The following is a 15663-nucleotide window of genomic DNA, read 5'->3' on the forward strand; positions in this document are numbered from 1 at the left end:
CGGACCGTACCACTCACAATACTGAATCCATCTTCAGTGAATCTCAATTCAGTTTATGGAGTTGGTATGAATCCGCAGGTACTGATCGCGGGCGCGGGCCCCACCGGCCTCACGCTCGGCATCGATCTCGCACGGCGTGGCGTGCGTGTGCGCATCGTCGAGCAGAGCGCGAGCTTCTTCGACGGATCGCGCGGGGACGGTCTGCAGCCGCGCACGCTCGAGGTGTTCGACGATCTCGGCGTGCTGGACGCGGTGCTGGCGGCCGGGACGCGACTGCCGGCCATGCACGTGTTCCTGGGCGGGCAGTTCGTCATGGAGCGGCGAATGAGCGAATGGCGTGAGCCCACTCCAGAGATCCCGCAGCCGAATGCGTGGGTGCTCGGGCAATCCGATACCGAGGGGCTGCTGCGCGACCGGCTCGCGGAGTTCGGCGTGCAGGTCGAACTCGCCACCGCGCTGGTCGATTTCGCGGCGGACGAGCAGGGCGTCACCGTGCGGCTCTCGCACGAGGGCGTCGAGGAATCGGTGCGGGCCGACTACCTGGTCGGGGCCGACGGTGGGCGCAGCACCGTGCGCAAGGCGCTCGGCATCGCCTTCGAGGGCACCACCGACGAATCGATTCGGATGCTGCTCGGCGATGTGCGCGCCGACGCGCTCGATCACGGCAACGGGTACTGGTTCGCCGAGGCCGAGTCGCCGATGGAGGGAATCGTCATGTCCCCGTTGCCCGGTGGGCGCAAGTTCCAGTTCGCCGCCCCACTGACCGGCGAGGCCGAGCCGACCCTGGCGGTACTGCAGGACTACCTGACCCTGCGCTCGCACCGCGAGGACATCGAGCTGACCGATCTGAGCTGGTCGACGGTGTGGCGGCCGAATATCCGCCTGGCCGAACGCTTCCGGATCGGCCGGGTCTTCCTGGCGGGCGACGCGGCGCACGCGCATCCGCCCACGGGTGGCCAAGGTCTCAATACCGGCGTGCAGGACGCGTACAACCTGGGCTGGAAACTCGAAGCGGCACTGCACGATCCGAGCCCGGCGACCGCGGCGCTGCTGGACACCTACGAGACCGAGCGCCGCGCCATCGCGGCCCAGATCCTCGGCGTGAGCTCCGAACTACTGGACAAGACGGTCAACGGGGAGGCGGACGCCATGGATCGCGACCACACTCACCAACTGGACCTCACCTATCGGAACCTGATGCCGCGCAGCGCGTCCGCCGGGGACGGCGCGGGTCTGCTCCGAGCCGGGGACCGAGCGCCGGACTCGCCGTTGATCGACGTCGACGGGAGCACTGTGCGCCTGTTCGATCTGTTCCGCGGCCCGCATGCCACCGTGCTGCTGTTCGGCGACGCCACCTCGAGGGCTGTGACCACGCCGTCGACCGTCGCGCGCGGCATCGACGAACCACGGCATGCGGCAACGCAAACCGTGGGATCGGGGGGTGTCCTGACCGCCTCGGCCCCGGAGGCTCTGTCGCAGAGCGGTCGCGGCGCGACATGGCCGCGGACGCGGGTGGTGCGGGTGGCTGCCGCCGGGTCCGCGGACTCACCGGCGGACGGGGCTGACCAGGTGCTCGTGGACGGCGCCGGTCATGCGCACCGGGCGTACGGGATCACCGGCGCGGCCGTGGTCCTGGTGCGACCGGACGGGTATGTGGGCGAGCTGATTCGCTGAGATCGGCCGCCTCGACGCATCCCGTCCGGTTGGTCCTTTTCATCCTCGATCGGACGGAAAGACGCCCCGGGCGCGGTAGCGTCGCGGACCATGCAGAATGATCTTGCTGCCGCACAGGACGATTCACCGCGACCGGTTACGAGAACACCGTAAGGTTGTCGCGGCGACCGTTCGGGGCGGCTGGCAGGTAGAGGCATCGGTCAGAGGTGGTCTAGGGATGTTGGTGAAGGTCCGCAACGACGACCCGTCGCGGCTGTCGAGCACCGAACGCACCGTCGTGAACTGGCTCAAGTCGTGGAGCGGGCCGCACGCCGTGCCCGGAATCGCGATCGTGCAGTGTCAGGACGCGGATGTCGTGGTGTGGACGCCGCAGACCTGCGTGGTGGTGGGCGTGCACGGTTTCACCGAGCGCGTGACCGGCACCCTCGCCTGCGCCCAGGACGAACCGTGGACGGTCGAGGGCAAGCCCGCCCCCATCGACGGCGATGCCGATCCGCTGGAGCGGGTGCGGCGTCAGACCGCGGACCTGGCCCGGCAGCTGCGCTCCGCACCCGGACGCGAGCAGGTTCCGGTCAGCGGCCTGGTGCTGCTGGTCCCCCAGCTCGGCAGCCGGGTCAAGCTCGAGAAGGGCGCGCTGCCACCGGGCATCGACGTACTGATCGGCGACGGTCCGTCCTCGCTGCGCTCGTACTTCACGACCATCGCCGACGGCGCGGACCCCTCCTGGGACGCCGCGCAGGTCGGCCAGGCGCTCGGAGCGCTCGGATTCGCCGCCGCCGCAACCTATTCCGACCTCGTCGCCGAAGGCTTCGCACCACCGGAGTCCGCGCGCAACGCCCCGCCGCCCATGTCGGTCGCACCCACGGTGGTGGTGCCGTCGGTGCCGATCCAGTCCGCCGAAGAGCCGGAACCGCCTCCCGCAGCGAGTAATTCGCCGCGATCGGGTTCGCCGAGCGGGTCCGGTGCCGGTGCACCGGGCGCCGGGGATGCACCGGGTACCGGCGGCGCGTCGGGTACTCGGGGTGCTGCCGGCGCGGCGGTCGCGGGTGGCGTCCTCGGCGCGGGCGCCGCCGCAGGCATGCGCCGCACCGCAGGCCAGGGTGGGGATACCGGTGCCGGTAGCGGCCGGGAAGCTGATACCGGCACGGGCCGTGGTGATGAGGCCGGTTCCCGGACTGGCGCGACAGCCCCTGCAGGCGCGGGTGGCGCAGGCACAGGTGCGGGAGGTGGCGCAGCAGCCGGGGGCGCTGGTGAGGCGGAAAACGTCCGAGGCAGTGGCCGGGGTCCGCAGGACCCGCCCGCCGCGGGTCCCGGTTCCGACCGCGACACTTCCGCCGCACAACAGGTTCCGCCCGAGGAGAAGAAGTCGGGCCGTGGCTCCCGCACCGGTGCCGTGGTCGCGGGCGCCGCAGGGGCTGCCGCGGCAGCCGCCGCGTACCGCGCGATCTCCGGCAGCTCCGAATCCCATCACCCCGACGAGTCGCGCCCGGCGGGCGGCCCAGGGCAGCCAGCGGAGTCCCGCCGGTCCGCCGATCCCCGGCAGCCCGCCGCGCCGAATCAGCCCGTCCCGCCGCAGTCTCTCGCTCCCGGCGGCCCGCAACGCGGGCAGCCACCCTATTCCGGCCCGCAGCAACCGGGCACTCCCCCACGACCGATGGCGCAGCCGGGCATGCCGCCGCCGGGCGGACCCGGCCGATACGGCCCCGCACCTTCCGAATCCAGCCCGCACACCGCCTACGCCGGCGGTCCCGCGCAACCGGCGGCCCCCGGCTTCCCGGTCTGGCCGGACCAGCGCCCCGCCGCCGAACCCGCCCGACGCCGCCGCCCCCGCCGCGACTTCAGCATCCTCGGGGCCCTGCTGCTGCTCCTGCTCGTCCTCGTCGTCGCCGTCATGTGCTCCGGCCACAGCACCCGCAACGACGACAACGATCACCCCGCACCCCTGACCACCACCACAACCCACCGCGCCACCAGCACCACCACCGACCCCACCGTCCCGAGCGAACGCCCCGCCCCCGCCTGCTTCCCCCTCGCCCCCTGCGACGAGCCCCCACCCTTCCGCTGAGCCCGGTGACATCGCCAACGACTTCACCGGTGGTTGCGGTCGGCCAGGCGCACCGATAGCTCTCCCGAAGGGGCGCGGTCCGATTCGCGTACAGGTCTCCGGGGTCGGCAATCTTGTCGACACCGTATGAGTCGAGGCCGCACCATGCCTCGTTGCACAAGCCGACGTGCCAGGATTCGGCGCTGCACGAGTCGGCACCCTGCGGCGCGTACGAGACACCGGCTACCCGATCGAGCTCACTGCGATGAGCGCGGCCCCGCGAACCCTGGTGCGGCGGCCGATGTTCCCGCACCTCTGCCCGTTGTCCCTCAGCGTCGCCATCTACGTGATGGTCTTGATTGCCTCGACCGCCGACTCCTGATCCGCCGGGCCCTTCAAGCCGCACTGAGTGGCCGAACCCGAATACAGAACCGCCGCCGAGTCTTTCGACTCGGCGGCGGTCTCGTATCGAGGATCGGGTGGCTCAGGACCAGCCGAAGAGGGTGTGGCCCAGGGTGTTCCAGCCCAGGACCGAATCCACGGCCAGACCGCAGAACACCACGGCCAGGTAGTTGTTGGACTGCAGGAACAGGCGCAGGGGCTTGACCGGCTCGCCGCGGCGCACGCCGGAGTAGAGCTGGTGGGCCATCAGCAGGAACCAGGCGCCCGCGACGAGAACCGTTGCGGCGTAGACCACACCGGCAGCGGGGGCCAGGGCGAAGGTCGCCAGCACGGTGAGCCAGGTGTAGATGACGATCTGCTTGGTGACGACCTGTTCGGTGGCGACCACCGGCAGCATGGGCACGCCCGCCGCCTTGTAGTCCTCCTTGTAGCGCATGGCCAGCGCCCAGGTGTGCGGCGGTGTCCAGAAGAAGATCACCAGGAACAGCACGATGGCGGGCCAGGCGATGTTTCCGGTCACCGCGGACCAGCCGACGAGGGCGGGCATACAGCCGGCCGCGCCGCCCCACACCACGTTCTGCGAGGTGCGGCGCTTGAGGCCGAGGGTGTAGACGAAGACGTAGAACAGGATGGTCGCGACGACCAGCACACCGCTGAGCAGGTTCGCCTGCCACCACAGCCAGGCGAAGGACCCCAGCCCCAGCGCGATGCCGAAGACCGCGGCATTGCGGGTGGGCACGGCCTCGCGCGCCAGCGGACGCTTGGACGTCCGCTTCATCACCTTGTCGATATCGGCGTCCGCGACGCAGTTGAGCGTGTTCGCGCTCGCCGCACCCATCCAGCCACCGAAGAGCGTCGCCAGAATCAGGCCGAGGTCGGCGTGACCGCGATCGGCCAGCAGCATGGTCGGAATCGTCGCGACGAGCAGCAGCTCGATCACGCGTGGCTTGGTGAGCGCGATGTAGGCGAACACGCGCCGCACACCTGCGGACAGCGGCCCGCTGCCCGTGATGCGGTCGGCCAGCACCGTCCCGGAGGAGCCGTGAGCGCCACCCGGCTGTTGCCCAATCCGCACTGTTTCTCCTCGCACGCCGTGCATTTCTGATCCTGGTCTGGACTTGCAGCGCGCTCTGCCGACTCCTGAGCACAGCCCGGCGGCGCAGCCACTACTACAGAGCATGGTAGACCCACGCGGACCATGCTCTCGCCCAGGTCCACCCATGGCGCGCAGCGAGTCCCGGCCGATGCGCCATCCGGTGTGCGCCGCGCCACTCGTGCGATATCGCGTCCGAGACCCGTTCGCGACCCGTCTCGTGGAGGATCACGGACAGGTCCGCGCACGGATACGACATACGACACCGCCCACGGTGAAGATGGGTTCCCGCGTGGGAGAGAATCGCCCACCCTTAGGGTGGTGGGTAGACCGGTGCGCCTGCGGTTCCCTTGCAAGACCTTCGGGTTGCCCACGCAAGCCCTTGGGAGCACCCACCCCGCCACCAAGCCGCCGACAACCCACATCGTTGACGAGAAGGTCAGGAGAACCTCGGTCGTGTCAGTCACAGACGACATCCGCGCCCTCACTCAGGCGAACTACCCCGCAGACTGGACCGATCTGGATACCAGAGCGGTCAACACCGGTCGTGTCCTCGCCGCGGACGCGGTGCAGAACGCGGGCAACGGACACCCCGGCACCGCGATGAGCCTGGCGCCGTTGGCGTACACGCTCTTTCAGCGTGTCATGCGCCACGATCCCGCCGACCCGGAGTGGGTGGGCCGCGACCGATTCGTCCTGTCCTGCGGTCACTCCAGCCTGACCCTGTACGTGCAGCTGTACCTCGCGGGCTTCGGACTCGAGCTGAACGATCTCGAGAACCTGCGCAAGTGGGGCTCGCTCACCCCCGGCCACCCGGAGTACCGGCACACCGACGGTGTCGAGATCACCACCGGTCCGCTGGGCCAGGGTCTGGCCTCGGCGGTCGGCATGGCGATGGCGTCGCGCCGCGAGCGCGGCCTGTGGGACGCGGACGCGGCACCGGGACAGAGCCCGTTCGACCACTTCGTCTACGTGGTGGCCTCCGACGGTGACATCGAGGAGGGCGTCACCTCCGAGGCATCGTCGCTGGCGGGCACCCAGCAGCTGGGCAACCTGATCCTGTTCTACGACGACAACCGCATCTCCATCGAGGACGACACCCGCATCGCCCTCACCGAGGACACCGCCGAGCGGTACCGCGCGTACGGCTGGCACGTGCAGACCGTCGAGGGTGGCGAGGACGTCGCGGCCATCGAGGCGGCGATCGAGGCGGCCAAGGCCGTGACCGACAAGCCGTCGATCATCGTGCTGCGCACCATCATCGCCTTCCCGGCCCCCACCAAGATGAACACCGGCGCCTCGCACGGCTCCGCGCTGGGCGCGGAGGAGGTCGCGGGCGTCAAGAAGGCCCTCGGCTTCGACCCGGAGAAGAACTTCGACGTCGCCGACGATGTGATCGCCCACACCCGCAAGGCCCGCGATCGCGGCGCCGAGGCGCACAAGGCCTGGCAGCAGCAGTTCGACGCGTGGGCACAGGCCAACCCCGAGAACAAGGCGCTGTTCGATCGCCTGCAGGAACGCCGCCTGCCCGAGGGCTTCGCCGCGGCGCTGCCGACCTGGCCCGCCGATCCCAAGGGCATGGCCACCCGCAAGGCCTCCGGCGCGGTGCTCGCCGCCCTGGGCCCGGTGCTGCCGGAACTGTGGGGCGGTTCGGCCGACCTCGCCGAGTCCAACAACACCACCATCCCGGGCGCGCTGAGCTTCGGCCCCGAGTCGATCTCGACCGGCGCGTGGAAGGCCAACCCGTACGGCCGCACCCTGCACTTCGGTGTGCGTGAGCACGCGATGGGCGCGATCCTCAACGGCATCGCCCTGCACGGCCCGACCCGTCCCTACGGCGGCACCTTCCTGGTGTTCTCCGATTACATGCGCCCCTCGGTGCGCCTGGGCGCGCTCATGCGCACCCCGGTCACCTACGTGTGGACGCACGACTCCATCGGCCTGGGCGAGGACGGCCCGACGCATCAGCCGATCGAGCACCTGGCCGCGCTGCGCGCCATCCCGGGCCTGAACGTGATCCGCCCGGGCGACGCCAACGAGACCTCGCACGCGTGGCGCGTCATCCTCGAACGTGACTCCGCGGAACGGCATTCGCACTTCTCGGTCTCCGAGCCGCCGCACCAGGACGGCCCGTCCGCGCTGGCTCTGACCCGTCAGGATCTGCCGATCCAGGAGGGCACCAGCTACGAGGGTGTCGCCAAGGGCGGTTACGTGCTGGCCGAATCCTCCACCGCCACACCGCAGGTGATCCTGATCGCCACCGGTTCGGAGCTGCAGCTCGCGGTGAACGCGCGCGCTACCCTCGAAGAGCAGGGCATCGGAACCCGCGTGGTGTCCATGCCGTGTGTGGAGTGGTTCGACGCGCAGGACCAGGCCTACAAGGACCAGGTGCTGCCGCCGACGGTGAAGGCGCGGGTCACGGTGGAAGCCGGGATCGCGATGCCGTGGTACCGGTTCGTCGGCGATGCCGGTGAGATCGTGTCCATCGAGCATTTCGGCGCGTCGGCCGATTTCAAGACGCTGTTCCGCGAGTTCGGCATCACCGCCGAGGCCGTCGTCGACGCCGCCAACCGCTCGCTCGCCAAGGCGAAGGGATAATCACATGACTCAGAACGCCAATCTCGCGGCGCTGTCCGCGGCCGGTGTCTCGGTCTGGCTCGACGATCTGTCGCGCGGCCGCATCCAGTCCGGCAACCTGCAGAACCTGATCGATACCCGCAGCGTCGTGGGCGTCACCACCAACCCGAGCATCTTCCAGGGCGCGCTGTCCCAGGGTCACGACTACGACGGCCAGGTGCGCGAGCTCGCGGCCCGCGGCGCGGACGTCGAATCGGCGGTGCGCACCATCACCACCGATGACGTGCGCAACGCGTGCGATCTGTTCGCCGGGGTGTTCGCCGCCTCCAAGGGTGTCGACGGCCGGGTCTCCATCGAGGTGGATCCCCGCCTGGCGCACGACACCGACGGCACGGTCGCGCAGGCGATCGAGCTGTGGAAGATCGTGGACCGGCCCAACCTGCTGATCAAGATTCCCGCCACCGAGGCCGGTCTGCCGGCCATCACGCGGGTCATCGCGGAGGGCATCAGCGTCAATGTGACGCTGATCTTCTCGGTGCAGCGGCACGTCGCGGTCATGGGCGCGTACCTGGACGGCCTGCGCAACGCCAAGATCGCCGGGCACGATCTGGCCCAGATCCATTCCGTCGCTTCGTTCTTCGTGTCCCGGGTGGACACGGAGATCGACAAGCGGCTCGAGGCAATCGGCACCGACGAGGCCCTGGCACTGCGCGGCAAGGCCGGAATCGCCAACGCGCGCTTGGCCTATGCGGCATATCAGGACGCGTTCGACGGTGGCAGCCACACCTCGGTGTATGCGGGGCTCGCCGCCTCCGGTGGCGCGAACAAGCAGCGCCCGCTGTGGGCCTCGACCGGTGTGAAGAACCCCGATTACGCGGACACCATGTACGTGACCGAGCTGGTCGCCCCGAACACGGTGAACACGCTGCCGGAGAAGACCCTCGAGGCCGCCGCCGATCACGCCGTCATCGCCGGTGACACCATCTCCGGCACCGCCGCGGAGGCCCAGGCCGTGTTCGACGGCCTCAGCGCCGCCGGCGTCGACCTGGACGACGTGTTCGCCGTCCTCGAGAGCGAGGGCGTCGAGAAGTTCGTGACCGCCTGGCAGGAGTTGCTCGAAGCCACCACCGAGCAGCTCAAGGCCGCGGGAGGGAACTGACCGTGGCAACCGGCGCGGCGACGACGGTCACGATGGGGAACCCGCTCCGCGACGGGCGGGACAGCCGGGTTCCCCGTATCGCTGGACCGTGCAGCATGGTGATATTCGGAGTTACCGGTGACCTGTCGCGGCGCAAACTGCTGCCGGCCATCTACGACCTGGCGAACCGGGGGCTGCTGCCTCCCGGTTTCGCCCTGGTCGGATTCGCGCGACGCGGGATGACCGACGAGGAGTTCGCCGAACTCGCACACGAATCGGTGAGCTCCTCGGCACGCACTCCCTTCCGGGAGGAGGTGTGGCAGCAGCTCAAGGACGGATTGCGTTTCGTCCAGGGCACTTTCGAGGACGACGACGCCTTCCACCGGCTCGCCACCACCCTCAAGGACCTGGACCGCGATCGCGGCACCGGCGGCAATCACGCCTTCTACCTGGCGATTCCGCCGACCGAGTTCCCGGTCGTGCTGGATCAGCTGTCGAAGAACGGTCTGGCCCAGCCGACTCCGGAGCAGGGGCAGCCCGAGCCCTGGCGCAAGGTGGTCATCGAGAAGCCGTTCGGGCACGATCTGAAGAGCGCGCAGGATCTCAACGCCCTGGTGAACCGGGTCTTCCCGGAGAACACGGTGTTCCGGATCGACCACTATCTGGGCAAGGAGACGGTGCAGAACATTCTGGCGCTGCGCTTCGCGAACCAGTTGTTCGATCCGATCTGGAATGCCAACTACGTGGACCACGTCCAGATCACGATGGCCGAGGACATCGGATTGGGCGGGCGCGCAGGCTATTATGACGGCATCGGCGCGGCGCGCGACGTCATCCAGAACCATCTGCTCCAGTTGCTGGCGCTCACGGCGATGGAGGAGCCGGTGAGCTTCCAGCCCAAGCAGCTGCAGATCGAGAAGATCAAGGTGCTCTCGGCGACCAAACTCGTCGAGCCGCTGGACGAGACCACCGCGCGCGGGCAGTACACCGCCGGATGGCAGGGCAGCGAACCGGCACTGGGCCTGTTGCAGGAGGAGGGTTTCGACCCCAATTCGCGCACCGAGACCTACGCCGCCATCACCCTGGCCGTGGAGACGCGGCGCTGGGCGGGGGTGCCGTTCTATCTGCGCACCGGAAAACGCCTGGGCCGCCGCGTCACCGAGATCGCGGTCGTGTTCAAGCGCGCGCCGCATCTGCCGTTCGACCAGACCATGACCGAGGAACTGGGTCAGAACGCACTGGTCATCCGGGTGCAGCCGGACGAGGGCATCACCATGCGATTCGGGTCCAAGGTGCCCGGATCCAGCATGGAGGTCCGCGACGTGAACATGGACTTCAGTTACGGCGAGGCCTTCACCGAGGACTCCCCCGAGGCGTACGAACGGCTCATCCTCGATGTGCTGCTCGGTGTGCCGTCCCTCTTCCCGGTCAACGAGGAGGTCGAATTGTCGTGGAAGATCCTCGATCCCGCGCTCGAGCACTGGGCCTCGACCGGTAAGCCCGACCCGTACGAGGCCGGCATGTGGGGTCCGGAATCCGCCGACGAGATGCTCGCGCGCAGCGGGCGGGAATGGCGGCGGCCGTGATCATCGATATGCCCGATACGGACACCCGCGAGGTGTCCAAGCGTCTGGTGCAGCTGCGCGAGAGCAACGGCGTGGTCACCATGGGGCGGGTGCTCACCCTGGTGGTGTGCACGCTGGACAGCTCCGAGGCCGAGGACGCGATCGACGCGGCCAACGACGCCAGCCGCGAACACCCCTGCCGGGTGATAGTGCTGGCGCGGGGCGACCGGACCGCTGCGACCCGTCTGGACGCGCAGATCCGGGTCGGCGGCGACGCCGGGGCCGCGGAGGTCATCGTGCTGCGGTTGCAGGGTGATCTGGTGCCGCACGAGAGCAGCGTGGTCATCCCGTTCCTGCTGCCGGACACCCCGGTGGTGGCCTGGTGGCCGCGCGGAGCCCCGGACTTCCCGTCCAAGGATTCGGTGGGGCGCTTGGCGACTCGCCGCATCACCGACGCCACTTTCGCCTCGGATCCGCAGGCGACCATCAAGAAGCGGCGTGACTCCTACGCGAACGGCGATACCGATCTGGCGTGGAGCCGGATCACGTATTGGCGGGCGCTGCTGGCGGCGGCGCTGGACGAGGCCCCGTTCGAACCCGTCGATTCGGTGACGGTGTCGGGTCTGCGCGACGAGCCCGCGCTGGACATGCTGGCCGGGTGGCTGGCGGCGCGGCTCGAGTGCCCGATCGTGCGGCGCGTGGGTGAGCTCAAGGTGGAGGTGCACCGTTCCTCGGTGTCCATCGTGATCGCTCGCCCGCAGCACGGGCGCACCGCGACCATGACCCGGACCGGTGAACCGGATCAGCGATTCGCCCTGGCTCGCCGCGAGACTCGCGACTGCCTGGCCGAGGAACTGCGCCATCTCGATGCCGACGAGATCTACGCCGAGGCCCTGACCGGAATCGAAAGGGTGACCTATGAGTAAGCCCGTCGTCGAGACTTTCTCCGGCACAGAGGAACTCGTTCAGGCCGCGGCCGCGCGCTTCGTGGCCCGGGTGGTGGAGGCGCAGCGGTTGCGCGGTTCCGCCTCGGTCGTGCTGACCGGCGGCGGCACCGGGATCGGCCTGCTCGAATGGGTGCGCAAGGCGCCCGGCGACATCGACTGGTCCACGCTCGACATCTTCTGGGGCGACGAGCGTTTCGTGCCGGTCGGCGATCCGGAACGCAATGATCTGCAGGCCCGCGCGGCGCTGCTGGACCATGTTCCCCTCGATCCCGCGCGGGTGCATCCCACCGAGACCTCGAGCGGGGACTACCCGGATCCGATCGAAGCGGCGGGCGAGTACTCCGCCACGGTGCACGCGTATCTCGCCGAGCACGGCGCGTTCGATCTGCACCTGCTCGGCATGGGCGGTGAGGGGCACGTCAATTCGCTGTTCCCGCACACCGACGCCACCCGTGAGGAGCGCGAACTCGTTGTCGCGGAAACGCATTCGCCCAAACCGCCGGCCGTGCGAGTGACGCTGACCCTGCCCGCCATCCGGCGTTCGCGGCACGTCATGCTGATCGTCGGCGGCGAGGCCAAGGCGGCGGCGGTCGCCGCGGCACTCAACGGCGCCTCGCATCTGGACGTCCCCGCGGCGGGCGCGATCGGCACCGAATCCACGACCTGGCTCCTGGACGAGGGTGCTGCCGCGGATCTTCCGCCGCGGAGCTGATCGCCACTCGCCCGGGTTCGTCCGGCCCCGTCCCACCTTGCGAAGCTCGGTGCGCCGGGGCCTTTCTCGTCAGAGCGGTACCGGATCGGAGGAGAAGCGATGAGTGAGCAGAACCCTATTCCGTCCTTTCACGTCGACCGAGTCCACGACACCGACAACGAGCTGATCACGCGGGTCCTGGACCTGCAGGCCGAGGTCGCGGGCGTCGTCCGGATGCGCGAATGGGTCCGGGACGCACTGGCGGTGCGCGAGGGTGACACCGCCCTGGATATCGGTTCCGGCACCGGATCCGAGGTGCTGGCGCTGGCCCGGCTGGTGGGCGGGACCGGGCGGGCGGTGGGCGTGGACCCCAACCCGGCGATGCTCGCCCTCGCCCGTGAGCGGGCACGCGAGTTCACCGAGGCGCCCGTCGACTTCATCGAGGGTTCGGCGTACGCGCTGCCGCTGCCGGACGCCGATATCGACGTGATCCGGTGCGAACGCGTGTATCAGCACCTCGACGATCCCGCGCAGGCCACCGCCGAGATCGCGCGCGTGCTGCGCCCGGGTGGACGGGTGGCGCTGATCGACAGCGACTGGTCCACCGCCATCACCCACCCGGGGGATCCCGAACTCATCGAACGGCTGCATCAGCAGATGCAGTCCGCGAGCCCGAATCGCACCTCCGGCAGGCGACTTCGCGGTCTGCTGCATTCGGCCGGGCTCGTGATCGACGACATCGGTTCCGAGGCGCTCGTCTGGGAACCCGAGAGCATCATGCCCATGTACACCGCGGGCACCGAACGAGTCGTCGCCGCGGGACTTCTCACCGAGGCACAGCGCGAGCAGCTTCTGGGCGAGATGTCCCGGGGTATCGAGCGTGGCGACTACCACTTCTCGGTCACCATGTTCGCGGTCGTGGCGCACAAACCCTGACCGGACGGCGCGCATGTGCCCTATGCGCGGCTCGGGCTGCCCGGCGCCGATGAGCTCTGGACGACTCACACGGCGACTCACCTCGACGCGAATCATCGACGCCGGGCGTAGTCAGTCCCCGAGCTGGTCGACGTGAATCGCGTTGTGCCACACGTCGGGTGGAACGACGCCGACGGATCTGCCGTAGCGGTCCAGCACCCGGCCCAGCAGCTTCTCGTGCCGCAGGGTGATCGTGCGTTCGGCGATGGTGAGGTCCGGATGCAGTGCGGCCAAGCGACTTTCGAACCTGGTCACCTCGGCGACCGAGTGCAGTCCGGCCTGGACCACCAGATTGTGCGCACCGCTCACCGCGGCGCAGTTCCGGGTCTGCGGCAATCGGATCGCGGCATAGCCGAACTCGGGCAGCGCGGCGGTGGGGACGCTCGCCCAGTAGGTGACCGCGACCGGCCAGCCGCCCAACTGCCGGGCGAAATCGCAGCGGAAGCGCAACAGGCCGAGCTGGGTCAGTTCGTCGACGCGACGCTTCACGGTCGAATTGCTGGTGCCGAGCGCCGTGGCGACCGCGCTGTAGGAGGCGCGGCCGTCGCGGGCCAGCTCCTCGATCATCGCGCGGTCCAGGGGCGTGACGTGGCGGCGGTCGCGGGCGGTGGCGGCGGTGACCGCCGGTGGGCGGAGACGGTCGCGCTGATCAGGGGCGAGGGCGTCGATGCGCCAGCTGCCGCCCTCGGCGAACCAGTGCGCGACGATGCTCGCACGGACCGCGACGATATGCGCGATCGCGGGCAGAATATCGAGGGTGTATCGGGCCATCTGGTCGAAATCGCCGGTGGCGACGGTGGCCAGAACGCGATTGCTGCCGCCCGAGCGCTCGAGGGTGAGCATATGCGGATGGGCGGAGAGCGCGCGTACGATGCCCTCGGTTTCTCCTGCGGCACAGTCGATCTCGACATAGGCGGCGCAGACGTGATCGAACAGCGCCGGACCCGGCGAGGCGCACACCCAGGCCTCACCGCGATCGCTGAGGCGTTGCCATCGCCGCGCCACGGTGACCGGGTCGATCCCGAGCACGCCACCGAGCTCGGTCCAGGACGCACGCGGGCTCACCTGCAGCGCGTGAATCAGCGCGAGGTCGTCCTCACCGAGCAGCGTGACGTCATCCTGCATATCGATCCGCCATCATGACCGTATCCTGCGATTCGTTCGGTTCCACTGCACAGTCTCGCACAATGATCCGATACCCCGCGGATGCGGTAAGAGAGGCGGCGTCATGGCATTCGGTGACTTCCAGAACGAGATCTACTTCAACGGTCTGCGTGGCGTTGTCCCCGCGCTCCCGGTTAGTTTCGACGATCTGGCCGAACGGGCGGAGCGGGCGATGCCGCCCTCGATCTGGTCGTATGTCGCCGGCGGTGCGGGCAACGAGCGCACCCAGAACGCCAATGTCACCGCCTTCGATCGCTGGGGCCTGGTGCCGCGCATGTTCGTGGGCGCGGCGCAACGCGATCTGTCGGTCGATCTGTTCGGAACGACCTTGCCCGCACCGGTTTTCATGGCGCCGATCGGCGTGATCGGGCTGTGCGCGCAGGACGGACACGGCGATCTCGCCACCGCGCGCGCCGCGGCGGCGACCGGGGTGCCGATGGTGGCCTCCACGCTCATGGTCGATCCGCTCGAGGACGTGGCCGCCGAGCTCGGCGAGACGCCCGGGTTCTTCCAGCTGTACACCCCGACCGATCGCGATCTGGCCGCGAGCCTGGTGGAGCGGGCCGAGAAGGCCGGGTACAAGGGCATCGTCGTCACCCTCGACACCTGGGTGACCGGCTGGCGGCCGCGCGACCTGTCGACCGGCAATTTCCCGCAGCTGCGCGGGCACTGTCTGGCGAACTACTTCACCGATCCGGTGTTCCGCGCGAGCCTGGCGCAGACACCCGAGCAGGATCCGCAATCGGCCATCCTGCGCTGGATTCAGGTCTTCGGCAATCCGCTCACGTGGGCCGATCTGCCGTGGCTGCGTTCGCTCACGAAGCTGCCGCTGATCGTCAAGGGCATCGGCCATCCCGATGACGCGCGCCGGGCGCGGGACGCGGGCGTGGACGGCATCTACTGCTCCAATCACGGTGGGCGCCAAGCCAATGGCGGGCTGCCCGCACTGGACATGCTGCCCGATGTCGTCGCGGCGGCCGAGGGACTGCCGGTGCTCTTCGACTCCGGCGTGCGCACCGGCGCGGATATCGTCAAGGCGCTCGCGCTGGGCGCCACCGCCGTGGGTATCGGACGCCCCTACGCCTATGGACTGGCGCTCGGCGGTGCGGACGGCATCGTGCACGTGTTGCGCACGCTGCTCGCGGAGGCCGACCTGATCATGGCGGTGGACGGATACCCCACGCTGAAGGACCTCACCGCGGACGCACTGCGCCGCGTAGCGGGCTGAGCGGACCGACGCGTCGCAACGCGGACGCGAGATCGCGAGCCGGTCCCGGCTCCTCGGTGGACGAACGCCGAGGAACCCCTTCCGCTTCCGCCGATCGCCCGGCCGTACCGCCCGGATCGTGGAGATCGTGTGGTGATGTCGCGGGAACCCGCCTCCCCGCCCGTG

General features: G+C 69.4%; 11 protein-coding genes. 9 read left to right on the forward strand and 2 right to left on the reverse strand.

Features of this window, described 5'->3' with window-relative positions:
- Positions 1-66 precede the first annotated feature (66 nt).
- Together NJ1_RS11265 and NJ1_RS11270 are read left to right on the forward strand one after the other, a co-directional pair.
- Positions 67-1674, forward strand: coding sequence for an FAD-dependent monooxygenase (locus NJ1_RS11265; protein ID WP_067691495.1), 1608 nt, complete (start codon positions 67-69; stop codon positions 1672-1674).
- Between the two features lie 217 nt (positions 1675-1891).
- On the forward strand, positions 1892-3739 hold the full coding sequence (locus NJ1_RS11270) for an NERD domain-containing protein (RefSeq protein WP_067691498.1): 1848 nt from the start codon (positions 1892-1894) through the stop codon (positions 3737-3739).
- A 463-nt stretch (positions 3740-4202) separates the two neighbouring features.
- Here NJ1_RS11270 and NJ1_RS11275 read toward each other — a convergent pair whose 3' ends face one another.
- The gene (locus NJ1_RS11275) at positions 4203-5147 is read right to left on the reverse strand and encodes a heme o synthase (protein ID WP_422615749.1); all 945 of its coding nucleotides are present in this window, start codon (positions 5145-5147) and stop codon (positions 4203-4205) included.
- Positions 5148-5669: 522 nt separating this feature from the next.
- Between NJ1_RS11275 and tkt the strand changes: the two genes are divergently transcribed.
- From tkt to NJ1_RS11305, 6 genes are all read left to right on the forward strand, one after another.
- Positions 5670-7811, forward strand: coding sequence for a transketolase (tkt, locus tag NJ1_RS11280; protein WP_067691504.1), 2142 nt, complete (start codon positions 5670-5672; stop codon positions 7809-7811).
- 4 nt (positions 7812-7815) lie between these two features.
- The gene (gene tal, locus NJ1_RS11285) at positions 7816-8949 is read left to right on the forward strand and encodes a transaldolase (RefSeq protein ID WP_067691506.1); all 1134 of its coding nucleotides are present in this window, start codon (positions 7816-7818) and stop codon (positions 8947-8949) included.
- Between the two features lie 32 nt (positions 8950-8981).
- Entirely contained in the window at positions 8982-10514 is a 1533-nt protein-coding gene (gene zwf / locus NJ1_RS11290; RefSeq protein ID WP_067691668.1) for a glucose-6-phosphate dehydrogenase, read from the forward strand.
- The gene (gene opcA, locus NJ1_RS11295) at positions 10511-11419 is read left to right on the forward strand and encodes a glucose-6-phosphate dehydrogenase assembly protein OpcA (protein WP_174557068.1); all 909 of its coding nucleotides are present in this window, start codon (positions 10511-10513) and stop codon (positions 11417-11419) included. The genes zwf and opcA overlap by 4 nt, the downstream gene beginning before the upstream one ends.
- Positions 11412-12152: a 6-phosphogluconolactonase gene (gene pgl / locus NJ1_RS11300; protein ID WP_067691513.1), complete on the forward strand. Its 741-nt coding sequence runs from the start codon at positions 11412-11414 to the stop codon at positions 12150-12152. Before opcA ends, pgl begins: the two co-directional genes overlap by 8 nt.
- Positions 12153-12251: 99 nt before the next feature.
- Positions 12252-13067 carry a methyltransferase domain-containing protein gene (locus NJ1_RS11305; RefSeq protein WP_067691516.1) on the forward strand — a complete coding sequence of 272 codons (816 nt, stop codon included), beginning with the start codon at positions 12252-12254 and terminating at the stop codon, positions 13065-13067.
- A gap of 111 nt (positions 13068-13178) precedes the next feature.
- Here NJ1_RS11305 and NJ1_RS11310 read toward each other — a convergent pair whose 3' ends face one another.
- The gene (locus tag NJ1_RS11310; protein ID WP_067691519.1) at positions 13179-14231 is read right to left on the reverse strand and encodes an Lrp/AsnC family transcriptional regulator; all 1053 of its coding nucleotides are present in this window, start codon (positions 14229-14231) and stop codon (positions 13179-13181) included.
- 103 nt (positions 14232-14334) lie between these two features.
- On the opposite strand from NJ1_RS11310, the gene NJ1_RS11315 reads away from it, so the two are divergent.
- Positions 14335-15498, forward strand: a complete 1164-nt coding sequence (locus NJ1_RS11315; RefSeq protein WP_067691521.1) for an alpha-hydroxy-acid oxidizing protein — start codon at positions 14335-14337, stop codon at positions 15496-15498.
- The last annotated feature ends 165 nt before the right edge of the window (positions 15499-15663 follow it).

The organism is Nocardia jejuensis NBRC 103114 (genome assembly GCF_001613145.1).
Taxonomy (GTDB): domain Bacteria; phylum Actinomycetota; class Actinomycetes; order Mycobacteriales; family Mycobacteriaceae; genus Nocardia; species Nocardia jejuensis.